We start from the raw sequence: 15,050 nt of genomic DNA on the forward strand, positions 1-15,050 counted from the left end.
GGAGCAGCGTAGCCATTTTCGCATTGCCTGTTTCACGTGAAACGGAGCCTGGCAACGGGTAGAATGGCGGCCATCATGAAATTCCCCGAATCCTTCGATGTCATCGTCGTCGGCGGTGGCCATGCCGGCACCGAGGCCGCGCTGGCGGCCGCTCGCATGGGCGTGAAGACGCTGCTGCTGACGCACAATATCGAGACCCTGGGCGCCATGTCGTGCAATCCGTCGATCGGCGGCATCGGCAAGGGGCATCTGGTCAAGGAAGTCGATGCGCTTGGCGGCGCAATGGCCTTGGCCACCGACGAGGCAGGGATCCAGTTCCGCACGCTCAATTCGTCCAAGGGGCCGGCGGTACGCGCCACCCGTGCCCAGGCCGACCGCGTGTTGTACAAGGCGGCGATCCGGACTCGGCTTGAGAATCAACCCAATCTCACGCTGTTCCAGCAGGCGGTCGACGATCTGGTGCTCGATGGAGACCGCGTCGTTGGCGTGAAAACCCAACTCGGTATCGTGTTCAGTGGCCGCGCGGTGGTGCTGACCACTGGCACGTTCCTGGCCGGCCTGGTCCATGTCGGCCTGGAAAATTTTCAAGCAGGGCGCATGGGCGATCCACCTGCGGTGTCACTTGCCGCACGACTGCGCGAGCTGAATCTGCCCGTAGGACGGCTGAAAACAGGCACCCCGCCGCGCATCGATGGCCGTACCATCGATTACAGCCAGACCCAGGTGCAGCCGGGCGACGATCCGGCGCCCGTGTTTTCCTTCATGGGGCGTGCGGCGATGCATCCCGAGCAGCGTCCTTGCTGGATTACCCATACCACTGCGGAAACGCACGAGATCATCCGCGGCGGACTCGACCGCTCGCCGATGTACACCGGCGTCATCGAAGGGGTGGGGCCGCGCTACTGCCCGTCGATTGAGGACAAGATCACCCGCTTTGCCGACAAGGCCAGCCACCAGATTTTCCTCGAGCCCGAGGGACTGACCACACACGAGATCTATCCCAATGGCATCTCGACTTCCTTGCCGTTCGACGTTCAGCTTGCCATCGTGCGCTCGATCCCTGGACTGGAGCAGGCGCACATCCTGCGCCCCGGCTACGCCATCGAATACGACTACTACGATCCGCGCAACCTCAAGGCCTCGCTGGAGACCAAGTCGATCGCCGGGCTTTTCTTCGCCGGCCAGATCAACGGCACCACGGGTTACGAGGAGGCCGCCGCTCAGGGTCTGCTCGCGGGAATCAACGCGGGATTGCGGGTGCAGGAGAAGGCGGCCTGGAGCCCGGGTCGCCACGAGGCCTATCTCGGCGTGCTGGTCGACGACCTCATCACCCGTGGCGTGTCGGAGCCTTATCGCATGTTCACCAGTCGCGCCGAATACCGGCTGCAGCTGCGTGAGGACAATGCAGACATGCGGCTGACTGAAGTCGGGCGCGACCTTGGCGTGGTGGATGATGTCCGCTGGGATGCGTTCAATCGGAAAAGGGATGCCGTTTCACGTGAAACCGCACGCCTGAAATCGATCTGGGTCAATCCGGCCATTCTGCCTGCCGAGGCTGCCACCCGCCTGATTGGTCAGCCGATCGAGCACGAATACAGCTTGTTCGAACTGCTGCGCCGGCCCAATCTGAGTTATGCGCAGGTGGTGGCCCTGCCGGGCGGCGGCGCAGGGGAGGTTGACGCGCATGTCACCGAACAGGTCGAAATCGCCGCCAAATACCAGGGCTACATCGATCGCCAGAACGAGGAAGTCGACAAGCAGCGTGAACAGGAAAACCTGCGCCTGCCCGCGGATCTCAATTACACCCTGCTGACCGGTCTGTCGATGGAGGTTCGCCAGCGCCTGCAGAAAGCACGTCCCGAAACGCTGGGCCAGGCATCCCGCTTGCAGGGCATTACCCCGGCAGCGATCTCGGTGCTGCTGGTGTATGCCAAGCGCGGCTTCAAGCCCGACGAGCAGAAGAAAAGCGCATGACCCTCCAGGCGCAACTCGCGGCGGGAATCGCCGCCCTCGGGCTGGCATTGCCCGTGGATGCCGAGGCGAAGCTGCTGGCCTATCTTGCGCTGCTGGACAAATGGAACCGCGTATACAACCTGACCGCGGTGCGCGATACCGAGCGCATGGTCAGCCATCATTTGCTCGATTCTCTGGCAGCCGTCCCTTTTTCCCGGGCGGGCGCGTGCTAGACGTGGGTAGCGGCGGCGGTTTGCCGGGCATTCCGCTGGCGATCGCGCGGCCGGATTTGCAGGTGACGCTGATCGACAGCATTGCCAAGAAAACCGCTTTCCTCCTGCAGGCCAAAACGGAACTTGATCTGGATAATCTGAGTGTGGTGACGAATCGGGTGGAGGATTATCGGCCCGAAACGGGATTCGACCTCATTACCTCACGGGCATTTTCCGACCTCAAGGAATTCGTCACCTTGACCCGCCATCTGCTCAAGCCGACGGGCCACTGGCTCGCCATGAAGGGCTTATATCCGCACGAAGAGCTTGCTTTATTGCCGGTTGGCGTGAAAGTAAGCGCTGACCATGTGCTGGTCGTTCCGGGTCTGGATGCGACCCGCCACTTGATTGTTCTGGAGCCTGTTGAATGAGCCGAATCCTGGCAATTGCCAATCANAAAGGCGGCGTCGGTAAGACGACGACAGCGGTGAATCTGGCCGCGAGCCTGGCTGAACTTGGGCAGCGCGTGCTGCTGGCCGATCTCGATCCGCAGGGCAACGCGACCATGGGTGCGGGGATCGAAAAGCGCACGGCGCTCCCGACCGTTTACCAGATACTGCTCAATCAGGTGAGCGTGCGCGAGGCGCGGATGCGTTCGGCGCCGGGGCATTTTGACGTCATTCCAGCGAACCGTGAACTCGCCGGCGCGGAAATCGATCTGGTGAATCTGGAACAGCGCGATCTGCGGCTGAAAGTCGCGCTGGCGCAAGTGGCCGACGACTATGATTTCATCCTGATGGACTGCCCGCCGACCTTGAATCTGCTGACCGTCAATGCCTTTGCTTCCGCGCAATCGGTGCTGATCCCGATGCAGTGCGAGTACTACGCCCTGGAAGGACTGACCGATCTGGTGGCCACCATCAAGAAGGTCAAGCAGCGCTTGAATCCTTCGATCGAGATCGAAGGGTTGCTGCGCGTGATGTTCGATCCGCGCAGCACGCTGGCGCAACAGGTGTCGGACCAGATCAAGCAGCATTTCGGCAACAAGGTGTACGACACCGTGATTCCGCGCAACGTGCGACTCGCAGAGGCACCCAGCCACGGCCTGCCCGTGCTGGCCTACGACCGCCAGTGCAAGGGGGCCAAGGCGTATATGGAGCTCGCAGAAGAAACGTTGCGGCGTGCAGGCATTACAGTGGGGAGACAGCATAATGGCCAAACTCAAGGGACTCGGGCGCGGGCTCGATGCGTTGCTCGGCGGGGAAGACAACGCCGCGCCGCCGCAAGGCGATCTGCGCATGATGAAGGTCGGGCAGCTGGCGCCCGGCAAATATCAGCCGCGTACCCAGATGGACAGCGAGTCGCTGCAGGAACTCGCCGATTCCATCCGCGCGCAGGGTCTGATGCAGCCGATCCTGGTACGTGAAGTCGCCAGCGGCTATGAGATCATTGCCGGCGAACGGCGCTGGCGTGCAGCGCAACTGGCCGGATTGAACGAAATCCCGGTGCTGGTACGCGAAGTTGCCGACGACGCGGTGGCGGCGATGGCGCTGATCGAGAACATCCAGCGCGAAGACCTCAATGCCATTGACGAAGCGCATGGCCTGCAGCGCCTGATCCACGAATTCGGCATGACCCACGATGCGGCCGCACAGGCGGTCGGGAAATCGCGGGCGGCCGTATCCAACCTGTTGCGTCTGCTGAACTTGTCGCACCCGGTGCAGGATATGCTCACCGCCGGATTGATCGAGATGGGTCATGCGCGTGCGCTGCTGCCCTTGCATGCAGGCGCACAGCGCGAGTTGGCGCACGAAATCGAAACCAAAGGCCTGTCGGTGCGCGAGGTCGAGCGTCGGGTGGCGCGCTTGAAGGACGTTGCTACCGTGCCAGCCGGCCGGACCGTTTTGCGTGACACGCTTCGCTTGGAAGAGGCGCTGTCGGATGCTCTGGGCATGACGGCCCACGTGCGAACCAACAGCAAAGGCAGTGGCAAACTCACACTCCATTTCGCCAGCGCGGAAGAGTTGCAGGGTCTGCTGCAACGTCTGGGAATCCAGTTGTAGCGGGCTCGCCAGCAACATCACTACGTACTGAAATTCATCATCAAGCAGCCTGATGATTGCATAGACCGCACTAATTCTAGTATCATGATTGGCTAAATGTTTAACGGCATCACAAGCGGCACCCGACGGGTGGTTCGGGCGCAGTCGGTGCTCGTGTTCGTGGCCGCGTTAAGCGGCGCTGCGATTGCAGGGATGGATGCGGGGCTGGCGGCTGCATACGGCGTGTTCGTCGCGCTGGCCGTGAGTGCGGTACTGGTCTGGCGTGAGCAGCAGTCGATGGCTCATCCGGAATGGGATCAGCATCGATTGTTGAAGATGTTTGTTCGCGTCAGCGTCGAGCGCCTGATCCTGCTGGTTGCCTTGTTGAGCCTGGGGCTCGGCGTGTTGAAGCTGGACCCGCTGCCCTTGCTGCTTGGCTTGGTGCTGGCCCAGTTTGCCTGGCTGGCTGCTGCGGCAGGCCGAAGCGGCAAATAGCCGAAGGGCGAAGTTTTGCCAAGGTTGGTTTTGAATGGGAACGCCCCGCGTGTTCATCCAAAACCCACTTATTGAAATAGATCACTATGGCTACGGAATCCCATTCCTCCGGTGAATACATCAAGCACCACCTGCAAAACCTGACTTACGGACAACTTCCTGACGGCACTTGGGGCTTCGCCCATGGCGCCGCAGAGGCCAAGTCCATGGGCTTCTGGGCGATCAACGTCGACAGCATGCTCTTCTCGATTGGCCTGGGGTTGCTCTTCCTGCTTCTGTTCCGCATGGCAGCCAAAAAGGCGACGGCCGGCACCCCGTCCGGTCTGCAAAATTTCGTCGAATGGATCATCGAGTTCATTGATGGTTCCGTGCGCGGCTCCTTCTCCCACCAGAATGCGATGGTCGCTCCGCTGGCCCTCACCGTGTTCATGTGGGTGTTCCTGATGAACCTGATGGACCTGTTCCCGGTCGATTGGTTTCCCTATGCCGCGACGCTGTCGGGCGTGCCGCACCTGAAGATCGTGCCGTCGACCGATCCCAACGTGACCTTCGGCCTGTCGTTGTCGATTTTCTTCCTGGTGCTGTACTACAGCGTCAAGATGAAGGGCGCCGGCGGCTTCTTCTCNGAACTGGCCTTCCAGCCTTTCCCCAAATTCCTGTTTCCGGTCAATCTCTTGCTTGAGGGCGTCGGCCTGATCGCCAAGCCGATTTCGCTGGCACTGCGTCTCTTCGGCAACATGTACGCCGGTGAAATGATCTTCATCCTGATTGCGCTGATGTTCGGTGGTGGCTGGGTGCTGGCCGTATTTGGCGGCGCATTGCAATGGGCGTGGGCGGTGTTCCACATCCTCATCATCACGCTGCAGGCCTTCATCTTCATGACGCTGACCATCGTGTATTTGGACATGGCGCACGCCGAGCACCACTAAGCGATCCCCTGATTTCAGTCAAATTTAATTTTCTGGTTTCTTGTTTTCAACTTTAATTTTTACTTCTAGGAGCAACAAATGGAAATGACTCAAGCCGTACTGTACATCGCTGGCGCCCTGATGATGGGCCTGGGCGCGCTCGGTGCAGCCGTCGGTATCGGCATCCTCGGTGGCCGCTTCCTCGAGGGCGCAGCCCGTCAGCCCGAGCTGATCCCGATGCTGCGTACCCAGTTCTTTATCGTCATGGGCCTGGTCGACGCCGTGCCGATGATCGCCGTCGGTCTGGCCATGTACGTTCTGTTCGCCGTTGCCGGTTAATTCGCGGGTTGCTACGGAACTTGTCTAACCCCGTCATTAAAAGGTGCGGATATGAACTTCAACGCAACTTTGATCGGCCAGTCCATCACGTTCATCTTCTTCGTGTGGTTCTGTATGAAGTTCGTGTGGCCGCCGATCATGAATGCGCTCGAAACGCGTAANAAGCAGATCGCCGATGGCTTGGCTGCTGCGGATCGCGGCAAGCATGAACTCGAACTGGCTGCCAAGAAGGCCGGCGACAACATGCGCGACGCCAAGGCACAGGCTGCCGAAGTGATCGCCCAGGCTGAAAAGCGTGCGGCGCAGATCATCGAAGAAGCAAAAGTGGCCGCCAAGGAAGAAGGCGATCGTCAACTGGCTGCTGCCCAGGCCAATATTGCACAGGAAACCAACCGTGCGCGCGAAAGCCTGCGCGAGCAGGTGGCCGGGCTGGCTGTGGCTGGCGCGGAGAAAATCCTGCGCCGCGAGGTCAATGCGCAAACCCACGCTGACCTGCTGGGCCAGCTGAAAGCCGAGCTGTAAACCATGAGCGAACTGTCTACCCTGGCTCGCCCCTACGCCGAAGCGGTATTCCGTATGGCGCAGGGCGAAAATGACCTGGCAGGCTGGTCGAGCCGTGTCGCTACGCTGGCGGCCATCGTTTCCGACGCCCAGGTGGCACGCCTGATCACCGATCCGGCCGTTTCGGCCGAGCGGGTGGCCGGCCTCGTCATCGACGTCGCCGGTGGCGACCTCGGCGAGCGCGGCGCCAACTTCGTCAAGGTACTGGCCGAGAACGACCGCTTGTCGCTGCTGCCGGAAGTTTGCACGCAATTCGAGACGCTGAAGGCCAACGCCGAAGGCACCCTCGAGGCCACCATCACCAGCGCGCAGGAGCTGACGCAGGCGCAGGTCGATGATCTGGTCGCAGGACTCAAGGCCAAATTCAACCGCTCAGTGAACGTACAGGTTGCGGTCGATCCCGAACTGATCGGCGGCGCGGTGATCGCCATCGGCGACCAGGTGATAGACGGCTCGGTCAAGGGACGGCTGCAGCGCATGGCTTTCGCGCTGCAAGGCTAATCACGAACTCAAAATTATCGGAACCTCACGGTTCGGAGAACAGACATGCAATTGAATCCAAGCGAAATCAGCGAACTGATTAAAGCCAAGATCGAGAACCTCGGTGCGTCGAGCGAACTGCGCACCCAGGGCACGATCGTGTCCGTCACCGACGGCATCGTCCGCATTCATGGTTTGTCCGACGTGATGTCGGGTGAAATGATCGAGATGCCGGGCAACACCTTCGGCGTGGCGCTCAACCTCGAGCGCGACTCGGTCGGCGCGGTGATCCTGGGTGATTACGAACACATCACGGAAGGCGACGTTGCCAAGTGCACCGGCCGCATTCTCGAAGTGCCGGTGGGCCGCGGCCTGCTCGGCCGTGTGGTGAACTCGCTGGGCCAGCCGATCGACGGCAAGGGCCCCATCGCCGCCGACACCACCATGCCGATCGAGCGCATTGCGCCCGGCGTGATCGAGCGTAAATCGGTTGACCAGCCGGTGCAGACCGGCCTCAAGTCGATCGACGCCATGGTTCCCGTCGGCCGCGGCCAGCGCGAATTGATCATCGGCGACCGCCAAACCGGCAAGACCGCGGTTGCGATCGACGCCATCATCAACCAGAAGGGCACCGGCGTGAAGTGTATCTACGTCGCCGTCGGCCAGAAGGCGTCGTCGGTGGCCAACGTGGTGCGCAAGCTGGAAGAGCACGGCGCGATGGACCACACCATCGTCGTGGCCGCGACCGCTTCCGATGCGGCGGCCATGCAGTACATTGCGCCGTATTCCGGCTGCACCATGGGCGAGTACTTCCGCGACATCGGCGAAGACGCGCTGATCGTGTACGACGATCTGACCAAGCAGGCCTGGGCCTACCGTCAGGTCTCCCTGCTGCTGCGCCGTCCGCCGGGCCGCGAAGCCTACCCGGGCGACGTGTTCTACCTGCACTCGCGTCTGCTGGAACGTGCCGCGCGTGTCAACGCCGACTACGTCGAAAAGATCACCAAGGGTGCCGTCAAGGGCAAGACCGGCTCGCTGACCGCACTGCCGATCATCGAAACGCAGGCTGGCGACGTGTCCGCCTTCGTGCCGACCAACGTGATCTCGATTACCGATGGCCAGATCTTCCTGGAGACCGACCTCTTCAACGCCGGCATCCGTCCCGCGATCAACGCCGGTCTGTCCGTGTCCCGCGTCGGCGGCGCCGCGCAGACCAAGGTGATCAAGAAGCTCGGCGGCGGTGTCCGTCTGGCGCTGGCGCAGTACCGCGAACTGGCGGCCTTCGCGCAGTTTGCCTCGGACCTCGACGAGGCGACCCGCAAGCAACTGGAGCGTGGTCGGCGCGTGACTGAACTGATGAAGCAGGCGCAGTACTCGCCGATGTCGGTGTCGCAGATGGCGCTGACCCTGTTCGCCGTCAACAAGGGCTACATGGACGACGTCGAAGTCACCAAGATCCTGCCGTTCGAATCCGCGCTGATGGCGTTCATGAAGTCCAAGTACGCCAGCATCATGGACACCATCGAGACCAGCGGCAACCTGGACGACGCGACCGAGAAGTCGCTGACCACCGCGGTGGACGAGTTCAAGAAAACCGGCGTCTATTGATAGGCCGCGCTGATTAGTTAGGAGCCACGATGGCAGCCGGAAAAGAGATACGGACCAAGATCAAGAGCGTGGAAAACACGCGCAAGATCACCAAGGCCATGGAAATGGTCGCGGCGTCCAAGATGCGCAAGGCGCAGGAGCGCATGAAGGCCGCGCGCCCATACGCCGAGAAGATCGCCCGCGTGGCGACCCACCTGGCGTATGCCCATACGGAATACAAGCACCCCTTCGTGATTGCGCGTGAGAACGTCAAGCGCGTCGGCCTGATTGTGGTTTCGTCGGACAAGGGCCTGTGCGGAGGCCTCAACACCAACGCCTTCCGCATGATGATCAACCAGATGAAGCAGTGGGAAGCTGCCGGTGTCGGCATCGACGTCACCGCGATCGGCAACAAGGGGCTGGGTTTTGTCCAGCGCCTGGGCACCAACGTGGTGTCGCAGCTGACCGGCATCGGCGATACGCCGCATATGGACAAGCTGATCGGCCCGGTCAAGATCATGCTGGACGCGTATCTGGAAGGCCGCATCGACGCGCTGTACATCGTCTACAACCGCTTCATCAACACGATGAAGCAGGAGCCGACGCTGACCCAGCTGCTGCCGCTGGCGCAGATGGAAGACGCCGAGGAAGCCAGCCTAAAGACGCACTGGGACTACATCTACGAGCCCGATGCCAAGCCGGTGGTCGACGGCATGCTGATGCGCTACATCGAATCGCTGGTGTACCAGGGCGTGGCCGAGAACATCGCGTGCGAACAGTCGGCGCGGATGGTGGCGATGAAGGCTGCCTCCGACAACGCCAAGAACGTGATTGGCGAGCTGAAGTTGGTCTACAACAAGACCCGTCAGGCCGCGATTACCAAGGAACTGTCGGAAATCGTCGCGGGCGCCGCTGCAGTCTGAGCGCTTATAGAATTCAATTTATTAGGANNAATCAACATGAGCAACGGAAAAATTGTTCAGATCATTGGCGCCGTGGTGGACGTGGAGTTTTCGCGTGATGCCATGCCCAAGGTCTTCGAAGCGCTGAAAATGCAGGCTCCCGAGCTGACGTTCGAGGTCCAGCAGCAGCTGGGCGACGGCGTGGTGCGTACCATTGCGATGGGCTCCACCGACGGCCTGCGCCGCGGCATGGAGGTGCTTGCCACCGGCAACCCCATCATGGTGCCGGTCGGCCAGAAGACGCTGGGCCGTATCATGAACGTGCTGGGCGACCCGGTCGACGAAGCCGGCCCGATCGGCGCGGAGAGCACCATGCCGATCCACCGCAAGGCCCCGGCTTATGCTGACCAGGCCGCCGCGGTCGAGATTCTCGAAACCGGCATCAAGGTGATCGACCTCATCATGCCGATCGCCAAGGGCGGCAAGGTTGGCCTGTTCGGCGGCGCCGGCGTGGGCAAGACCGTGACGCTGATGGAACTGATCCGCAACATCGCCGTGCAGCACAGCGGTTTCTCGGTGTTTGCCGGCGTCGGCGAGCGTACCCGCGAAGGCAACGACTTCTACCACGAGATGAAGGAAGGTGGCGTGCTGGACAAGGTCGCGCTGGTCTACGGCCAGATGAACGAGCCGCCAGGCAACCGTCTGCGCGTTGCGCTGACCGGCCTGACCATGGCCGAATACTTCCGCGACGAGGGCCGCGACGTGCTGCTGTTCGTCGACAACATCTACCGCTACACCCTGGCCGGTACCGAAGTGTCCGCGCTGCTGGGCCGGATGCCGTCCGCCGTGGGCTACCAGCCGACGCTGGCCGACGAAATGGGCCGCCTGCAGGAGCGCATCACCTCGACGCGCACCGGCTCGATCACCTCGTTCCAAGCCGTGTACGTGCCGGCGGATGACTTGACCGACCCGTCGCCGGCCACCACCTTCGCCCACTTGGATGCGACCCTGGTGTTGTCGCGTCAGGTGGCCGAACTGGGCATCTACCCCGCGGTGGACCCGCTCGATTCGACCTCGCGGATCCTCGATCCGCAGGTCGTTGGTGATGAGCACTACGGCGTCGCCCGTGCGGTGCAGGGCACCCTGCAGAAGTACAAGGAACTGCGCGACATCATCGCGATTCTGGGCATGGACGAACTGTCGCCTGAAGACAAGCTGGCGGTGTCCCGCGCGCGGAAAATCCAGCGCTTCCTGTCGCAGCCCTTCTTCGTCGCCGAAGTGTTCACCGGCGCGCCGGGCAAGTACGTCACGCTGAAAGAGACCATTGCCGGCTTCAAGGCGATCGTCGAAGGCGAATATGACCATCTGCCCGAACAGGCTTTCTACATGGTCGGTGCGATCGAAGAAGCCGTCGAAAAGGCGAAGACGATTCAGTAATGGGGAGCGGTAAGCGGTCAGCGGTGAGCCGGGTGCTTGCCGCTCACTGCTCACTGTTCACCGCTCACGAGGTTTCAAAATGGCCATGACTATCCACGTCGACATCGTCAGCGCAGAAAAATCGCTCTACTCCGGTACCGCCGAAGTGGTGATTGCNCCCGGGCAGCGCGGCGAACTCGGCATTTACCCGCGGCACACCCCGCTGCTGACCACACTCAAACCCGGTGCGGTGCGCATCAAGGTGCCGAATCAGGCCGAGGAAGAGCTGGTCTACGTGTCAGGCGGCATTCTCGAAGTGCAGCCCCACGTCGTCACTATTCTGTCTGACTCCGCCATCCGTGGGGCCGACCTTGACGAGGCCAAGGCACTCGAGGCCAAGCGCGCAGCCGAGGAAGCAATGAAGGACAAGGCCGCCACGCTCGACTATGCGCAAGCGCAAGCCGAACTGGCCCAGGCCGTCGCCCAGCTGGCGGCAATCAAGAAGCTGCGCAAACTGACTTGATTCGTCGGTGTGTTTGACGTAAAAAGGGCAACCTCAGGGTTGTCCTTTTGTTGGCAAGAACCTACTGCCCTGCCATTTATGAACCTGCGAAGGGTCAACCGTTAATCCACTCTGGAGTTACGCGCTGACGCGTCATGGCACATCCCGTACTTGATCCCAGGCTTGGCGTTGAGTGCACCTATGGTGATCCGGTCACGTGGCGCGAAGCGCTGGATCTGCTGTACGGCCTGTTGCCGGAATATGCCGACAATCTCCGTGCAGCCCTGAAAACCGGAGATATCGCACGCATGCACCGCGTGGCACATGGCCTGTCTGGTGCATCCAGCTATTGTGGAACCGTAGCCGTGTATGCCTCAGCCAAGCAGCTGGAGGCATTATGCCTGCATGAAAATGCCAGCGCTCTCCGGGAGCCGGTGAACGCGGTACTTCACCATATCGACCGTCTGATGCATTTGAGGCAATCGGGGCACCTGCCAGCTGCGGATGGCGACCCTATCTATTGAATAAATCGGTGGCACCCCGAAAGGGCTTAATGGCAGCAACGCGTAATGGCTTCCATCACCCGTGCCGCGCTGAACGGCTTGACGATAAAGCCGTCGACGCCATGGGCATGTGCTTNTTGTACATTGCCTACGGTCGAGTCCGAACTGATCATGATGACGGCAAGGCCCGGTATGGCATGTCGGACGTGCTGCAGTGTCTCAAAGCCATCCATCTCCTGCATATTGATGTCCAGAAAAAGGATGTCGGGAATCTCGGCGGCACACTTTTGCAACGCTTCCTTGCCATTGCACGCTTCGCCGACGACTTCAACATTGTGCTGGCGCAATAGCGTGCGCAGAAGATGACGGGTCACGCTGTCGTCATCAGCAATGATGGCTTTGATCGCCCGTATCATCATGGAGTCTTTTACGGTACACAACGCAAAATTTTAACGGTTTCTTTTGACTATATTTTTATGGGCTGGCAGGTGGCCCATGTGCGGAGCCGGCAATCCCTCAGGCTATGTAAAGCACGAGACGTTGTTCATCGGCGCAACCCATACCCAGGAGTTGATCGCCCACACGGATGGGCGACAGGGGGCCTGCATTGATGGAGTGTCCCCATGATAAAGTCGGGCGACTGACCGACAACAAAAGTCAGCGAATGCGCTAGATTGGTAATGTGCACACAGGATAGGGCATGACAATCGTCCGATCCAGTGATGTGCTTCCAGGGGAATACGAAAATCACGAGCATTTTCGTTTCTGTGGTTTTTACATCATCAAAGGAATATAAATATGCGAACAACCCGTCTACTTCTCTGTGCCAGCGCGACGACGCTGATGTCTGCCGGTGCGATCACGGCCCAAGCAGGCCAAGGCGTTTACTACGATCCCAGCAATGCGGCGAGTTCGACCGGGAAAACGATCGGCTACGAGCTCTACAGGACCATTGGTTGTCCGGGCAAGCAACTTCTGGATCAGCCCTGCGCTGTGCCCAAGGAGGTCGATAGCGACGGCGACGGTGTCGTCGACAGCAGNGACAAATGTCCCGATACGCCGGCCGGCCGCAAGGTCAACGCCGATGGATGCGAACTGGACAGTGATGGCGACGGGATTGTGGATGGCGATGACAAATGCCCCACGGTTTATGCCAAAACGGACGATGGCTGCCCGGCGGTGGTGGCCGCGCCCGTTGCGCCTGCTGCCCCGGCCGCGCCTGTTGCCGCCCCAGCTCCCAANAAGCTGGTATTGAACGACGTCAATTTCAATTACGACAAAGCCACCCTGCGGCCGGAAGCGCACGCCACCCTGGATGAAGCGGTAGCCAGTCTGAAGGAATGGGGCGACGGTAAAGTGGAAGTTGCGGGCCACACCGACAATCGGGGAACCGCGGCTTACAACATGCGCCTCTCGCTCCGCCGCGCAGAAGCGGTACGCGATTACCTGGTCAGCAAGGGGATTGCGGCAGATCGCCTGGTGGTCAAGGCTTACGGCGAATCCCAGCCGGTCGCCGACAACAAGACGGAGGACGGCCGCTTCAAGAACCGCCGAGTCGAATTGCAGCCGCTCAATTGAGTTTGGTTGCGGAAACGTGAGCCGGCGATACGGGGCGTGGCCCCGTATCGCCGGGAGGCGATCCCACGCGCGAAAATAGAAAAGGCAACCTTCGGGTTGCCTTTTCATTTTGGCGGCCCCGCCCAGGCTTTATACTTGGCGCGCGATTTGCTCTCATTCTGCTGATGCGATTCACACACACGGACGACCCGTATGCATTCCAAGCTTGAAATCCTGATACTCGCGGCGGGCAAGGGCACCCGGATGCGGTCCGACCAGCCCAAGGTGCTACACAAGCTGGCGGGCAAACCCCTGCTGGGCCACGTTGTGGATACGGCCCATGCGTTGGGTGCAGCTCAAACCTGCGTGGTCTACGGCTTTGGCGGCGAGGCCGTGCCGCAGGCGATGGCTGACGACAAACTGACGTTTGTGCTTCAGGCCGAACAGCACGGCACGGGCCACGCCGTGAAGCAGGCGTTGCCGCAGCTGTCCGACGACAGTGTGACACTGGTGTTGTATGGCGACGTGCCGTTGACGCATACGCGTACCTTACGGCCGCTCGTGAGCGCGGCCCAGGCAGGCAAACTGGGACTCCTTACGGTCAAGCTGACGCAGCCCGATGGCTATGGGCGCATCGTGCGGGATGCCGACGGCCGGGTACGACGCATCGTCGAACACAAGGACGCGACCCCTGCCGAGCGGGCGATCCATGAAGTCAACACCGGCATCCTTGCGGTGGCGACCCGTCATCTCAGGCAGTGGATCGATGAACTGAAGAACGACAACGCACAAGGTGAGTACTACCTTACCGACATCATCGCGCTGGCGGTGCGCGATGGCCTGACAGTGGAAACCCATCATCCCGCATATGAATGGGAAGTGCTCGGCGTCAACAGCAAGGCCCAGTTGGCCGAACTCGAACGCATCCACCAGGGCGAGATCGCGCAAGGATTGCTCGACGCCGGCGTTACCTTGATGGATCCCACCCGGCTTGACGTGCGCGGCATGCTGACCTGCGGGCGCGACGTCGTGATCGACGTCAATTGCGTATTCGAAGGCCTTGTGGAATTGGGCGATGGCGTGCAAGTGGGCGCCAACTGCGTGCTGCGGAACGTGAAGATTGCCGCGGCCACCCGCATCGACGCGTTCACTCTGATCGACGATGCCGTCATTGGCGAGGCCAATCGGCTGGGGCCGTTCTCGCGCATTCGCCCGGGTACCTCCCTGGCGCGCGACGTCCACGTCGGCAACTTCGTCGAGATCAAGAACAGCCAGATCGACGACGGCACCAAGATCAACCATCTGTCCTACGTCGGCGATACCACCATGGGCAAGCGGGTCAACATCGGCGCGGGCACCATTACCTGCAATTACGATGGTGCCAACAAGCACCGCACGGTCATCGAGGACGACGTGTTCGTGGGGTCCGACACGCAACTGGTGGCGCCCGTCACTGTCGGCCAGGGCGCGACACTGGGCGCGGGCACGACGCTGACGCGCGATGCCCCAGCCGGTGAGCTGACGTTATCGCGGGCGAAACAGCTCACCGTCAATGGCTGGAAACGGCCGGTCAAACAGAAAAAGGAAGGCTAG

The 15,050-nt window shown here is 61.0% G+C and carries 15 protein-coding genes and 2 pseudogenes; 16 read left to right on the top strand and 1 reads right to left on the bottom strand.

Translation table 11 applies throughout. From position 1 onward, the window contains the following. Positions 1-75: 75 nt before the first annotated feature. The 14 genes and pseudogenes from mnmG (at position 76) to HZY77_RS11830 (ending at position 11,921) form a co-directional block, all read left to right on the top strand. Positions 76-1,974, top strand: a complete 1,899-nt coding sequence (gene mnmG, locus HZY77_RS11765) for a tRNA uridine-5-carboxymethylaminomethyl(34) synthesis enzyme MnmG (protein WP_296814949.1) — start codon at positions 76-78, stop codon at positions 1,972-1,974. Beyond that, positions 1,971-2,596, top strand: a pseudogene (gene rsmG, locus HZY77_RS11770) (16S rRNA (guanine(527)-N(7))-methyltransferase RsmG). The gene mnmG and the pseudogene rsmG overlap by 4 nt, the downstream one beginning before the upstream one ends. After that, a pseudogene (locus tag HZY77_RS11775) lies at positions 2,593-3,324 on the top strand (AAA family ATPase); the annotation flags it as partial. The pseudogenes rsmG and HZY77_RS11775, both read left to right, overlap by 4 nt. A gap of 52 nt (positions 3,325-3,376) precedes the next feature. Then, positions 3,377-4,228: a ParB/RepB/Spo0J family partition protein gene (locus HZY77_RS11780; RefSeq protein WP_296814952.1), complete on the top strand. Its 852-nt coding sequence runs from the start codon at positions 3,377-3,379 to the stop codon at positions 4,226-4,228. Positions 4,229-4,324: 96 nt separating this feature from the next. Next, a complete protein-coding gene (locus tag HZY77_RS11785; RefSeq protein WP_296814956.1) occupies positions 4,325-4,702 on the top strand; it encodes an ATP synthase subunit I in 378 nt (125 codons plus the stop codon). Between the two features lie 86 nt (positions 4,703-4,788). Continuing rightward, entirely contained in the window at positions 4,789-5,631 is an 843-nt protein-coding gene (gene atpB / locus HZY77_RS11790) for a F0F1 ATP synthase subunit A (RefSeq protein WP_296814959.1), read from the top strand. A gap of 78 nt (positions 5,632-5,709) precedes the next feature. Beyond that, positions 5,710-5,949, top strand: coding sequence for a F0F1 ATP synthase subunit C (gene atpE / locus HZY77_RS11795; protein WP_018509318.1), 240 nt, complete (start codon positions 5,710-5,712; stop codon positions 5,947-5,949). Between the two features lie 51 nt (positions 5,950-6,000). After that, on the top strand, positions 6,001-6,471 hold the full coding sequence (locus tag HZY77_RS11800; protein WP_296814962.1) for a F0F1 ATP synthase subunit B: 471 nt from the start codon (positions 6,001-6,003) through the stop codon (positions 6,469-6,471). A 3-nt stretch (positions 6,472-6,474) separates the two neighbouring features. After that, positions 6,475-7,011 (top strand): F0F1 ATP synthase subunit delta, encoded by a 537-nt coding sequence (locus HZY77_RS11805; protein WP_296658942.1) that lies wholly within the window; start codon positions 6,475-6,477, stop codon positions 7,009-7,011. Between the two features lie 45 nt (positions 7,012-7,056). Continuing rightward, positions 7,057-8,598 (top strand): F0F1 ATP synthase subunit alpha, encoded by a 1,542-nt coding sequence (gene atpA, locus HZY77_RS11810; RefSeq protein ID WP_296814965.1) that lies wholly within the window; start codon positions 7,057-7,059, stop codon positions 8,596-8,598. Positions 8,599-8,627: 29 nt separating this feature from the next. Continuing rightward, a complete protein-coding gene (gene atpG, locus HZY77_RS11815) occupies positions 8,628-9,500 on the top strand; it encodes a F0F1 ATP synthase subunit gamma (RefSeq protein ID WP_296630650.1) in 873 nt (290 codons plus the stop codon). Positions 9,501-9,536: 36 nt separating this feature from the next. Further along, entirely contained in the window at positions 9,537-10,916 is a 1,380-nt protein-coding gene (atpD, locus tag HZY77_RS11820; RefSeq protein WP_296630648.1) for a F0F1 ATP synthase subunit beta, read from the top strand. A gap of 79 nt (positions 10,917-10,995) precedes the next feature. Next, entirely contained in the window at positions 10,996-11,418 is a 423-nt protein-coding gene (locus HZY77_RS11825) for a F0F1 ATP synthase subunit epsilon (RefSeq protein ID WP_296814969.1), read from the top strand. A gap of 134 nt (positions 11,419-11,552) precedes the next feature. Then, complete coding sequence (locus tag HZY77_RS11830) at positions 11,553-11,921, top strand: Hpt domain-containing protein (protein WP_296630646.1); 369 nt, start codon at positions 11,553-11,555, stop codon at positions 11,919-11,921. A 26-nt stretch (positions 11,922-11,947) separates the two neighbouring features. Here HZY77_RS11830 and HZY77_RS11835 read toward each other — a convergent pair whose 3' ends face one another. Further along, positions 11,948-12,319 (bottom strand): response regulator, encoded by a 372-nt coding sequence (locus HZY77_RS11835; RefSeq protein WP_296814971.1) that lies wholly within the window; start codon positions 12,317-12,319, stop codon positions 11,948-11,950. Between the two features lie 424 nt (positions 12,320-12,743). Between HZY77_RS11835 and HZY77_RS11840 the strand changes: the two genes are divergently transcribed. Both HZY77_RS11840 and glmU read left to right on the top strand, forming a co-directional pair. Then, positions 12,744-13,478 (top strand): OmpA family protein, encoded by a 735-nt coding sequence (locus HZY77_RS11840; protein ID WP_296820902.1) that lies wholly within the window; start codon positions 12,744-12,746, stop codon positions 13,476-13,478. A 192-nt stretch (positions 13,479-13,670) separates the two neighbouring features. Beyond that, entirely contained in the window at positions 13,671-15,050 is a 1,380-nt protein-coding gene (gene glmU, locus HZY77_RS11845; RefSeq protein ID WP_296814974.1) for a bifunctional UDP-N-acetylglucosamine diphosphorylase/glucosamine-1-phosphate N-acetyltransferase GlmU, read from the top strand.

The organism is Thiobacillus sp., assembly GCF_013693775.1.
Taxonomy (GTDB): Bacteria; Pseudomonadota; Gammaproteobacteria; order Burkholderiales; family Thiobacillaceae; genus Thiobacillus.

Bases quoted from the DNA above. Each gene is read 5' to 3' on its own strand.
- mnmG (WP_296814949.1), top strand. From the start codon at position 76: ATGAAATTCCCCGAATCCTTCGATGTCATCGTCGTCGGCGGTGGCCAT.
- HZY77_RS11780 (WP_296814952.1), top strand. From the start codon at position 3,377: ATGGCCAAACTCAAGGGACTCGGGCGCGGGCTCGATGCGTTGCTCGGC.
- HZY77_RS11785 (WP_296814956.1), top strand. From the start codon at position 4,325: ATGTTTAACGGCATCACAAGCGGCACCCGACGGGTGGTTCGGGCGCAG.
- atpE (WP_018509318.1), top strand. From the start codon at position 5,710: ATGGAAATGACTCAAGCCGTACTGTACATCGCTGGCGCCCTGATGATG.
- HZY77_RS11805 (WP_296658942.1), top strand. From the start codon at position 6,475: ATGAGCGAACTGTCTACCCTGGCTCGCCCCTACGCCGAAGCGGTATTC.
- atpA (WP_296814965.1), top strand. From the start codon at position 7,057: ATGCAATTGAATCCAAGCGAAATCAGCGAACTGATTAAAGCCAAGATC.
- atpG (WP_296630650.1), top strand. From the start codon at position 8,628: ATGGCAGCCGGAAAAGAGATACGGACCAAGATCAAGAGCGTGGAAAAC.
- atpD (WP_296630648.1), top strand. From the start codon at position 9,537: ATGAGCAACGGAAAAATTGTTCAGATCATTGGCGCCGTGGTGGACGTG.
- HZY77_RS11830 (WP_296630646.1), top strand. From the start codon at position 11,553: ATGGCACATCCCGTACTTGATCCCAGGCTTGGCGTTGAGTGCACCTAT.
- glmU (WP_296814974.1), top strand. From the start codon at position 13,671: ATGCATTCCAAGCTTGAAATCCTGATACTCGCGGCGGGCAAGGGCACC.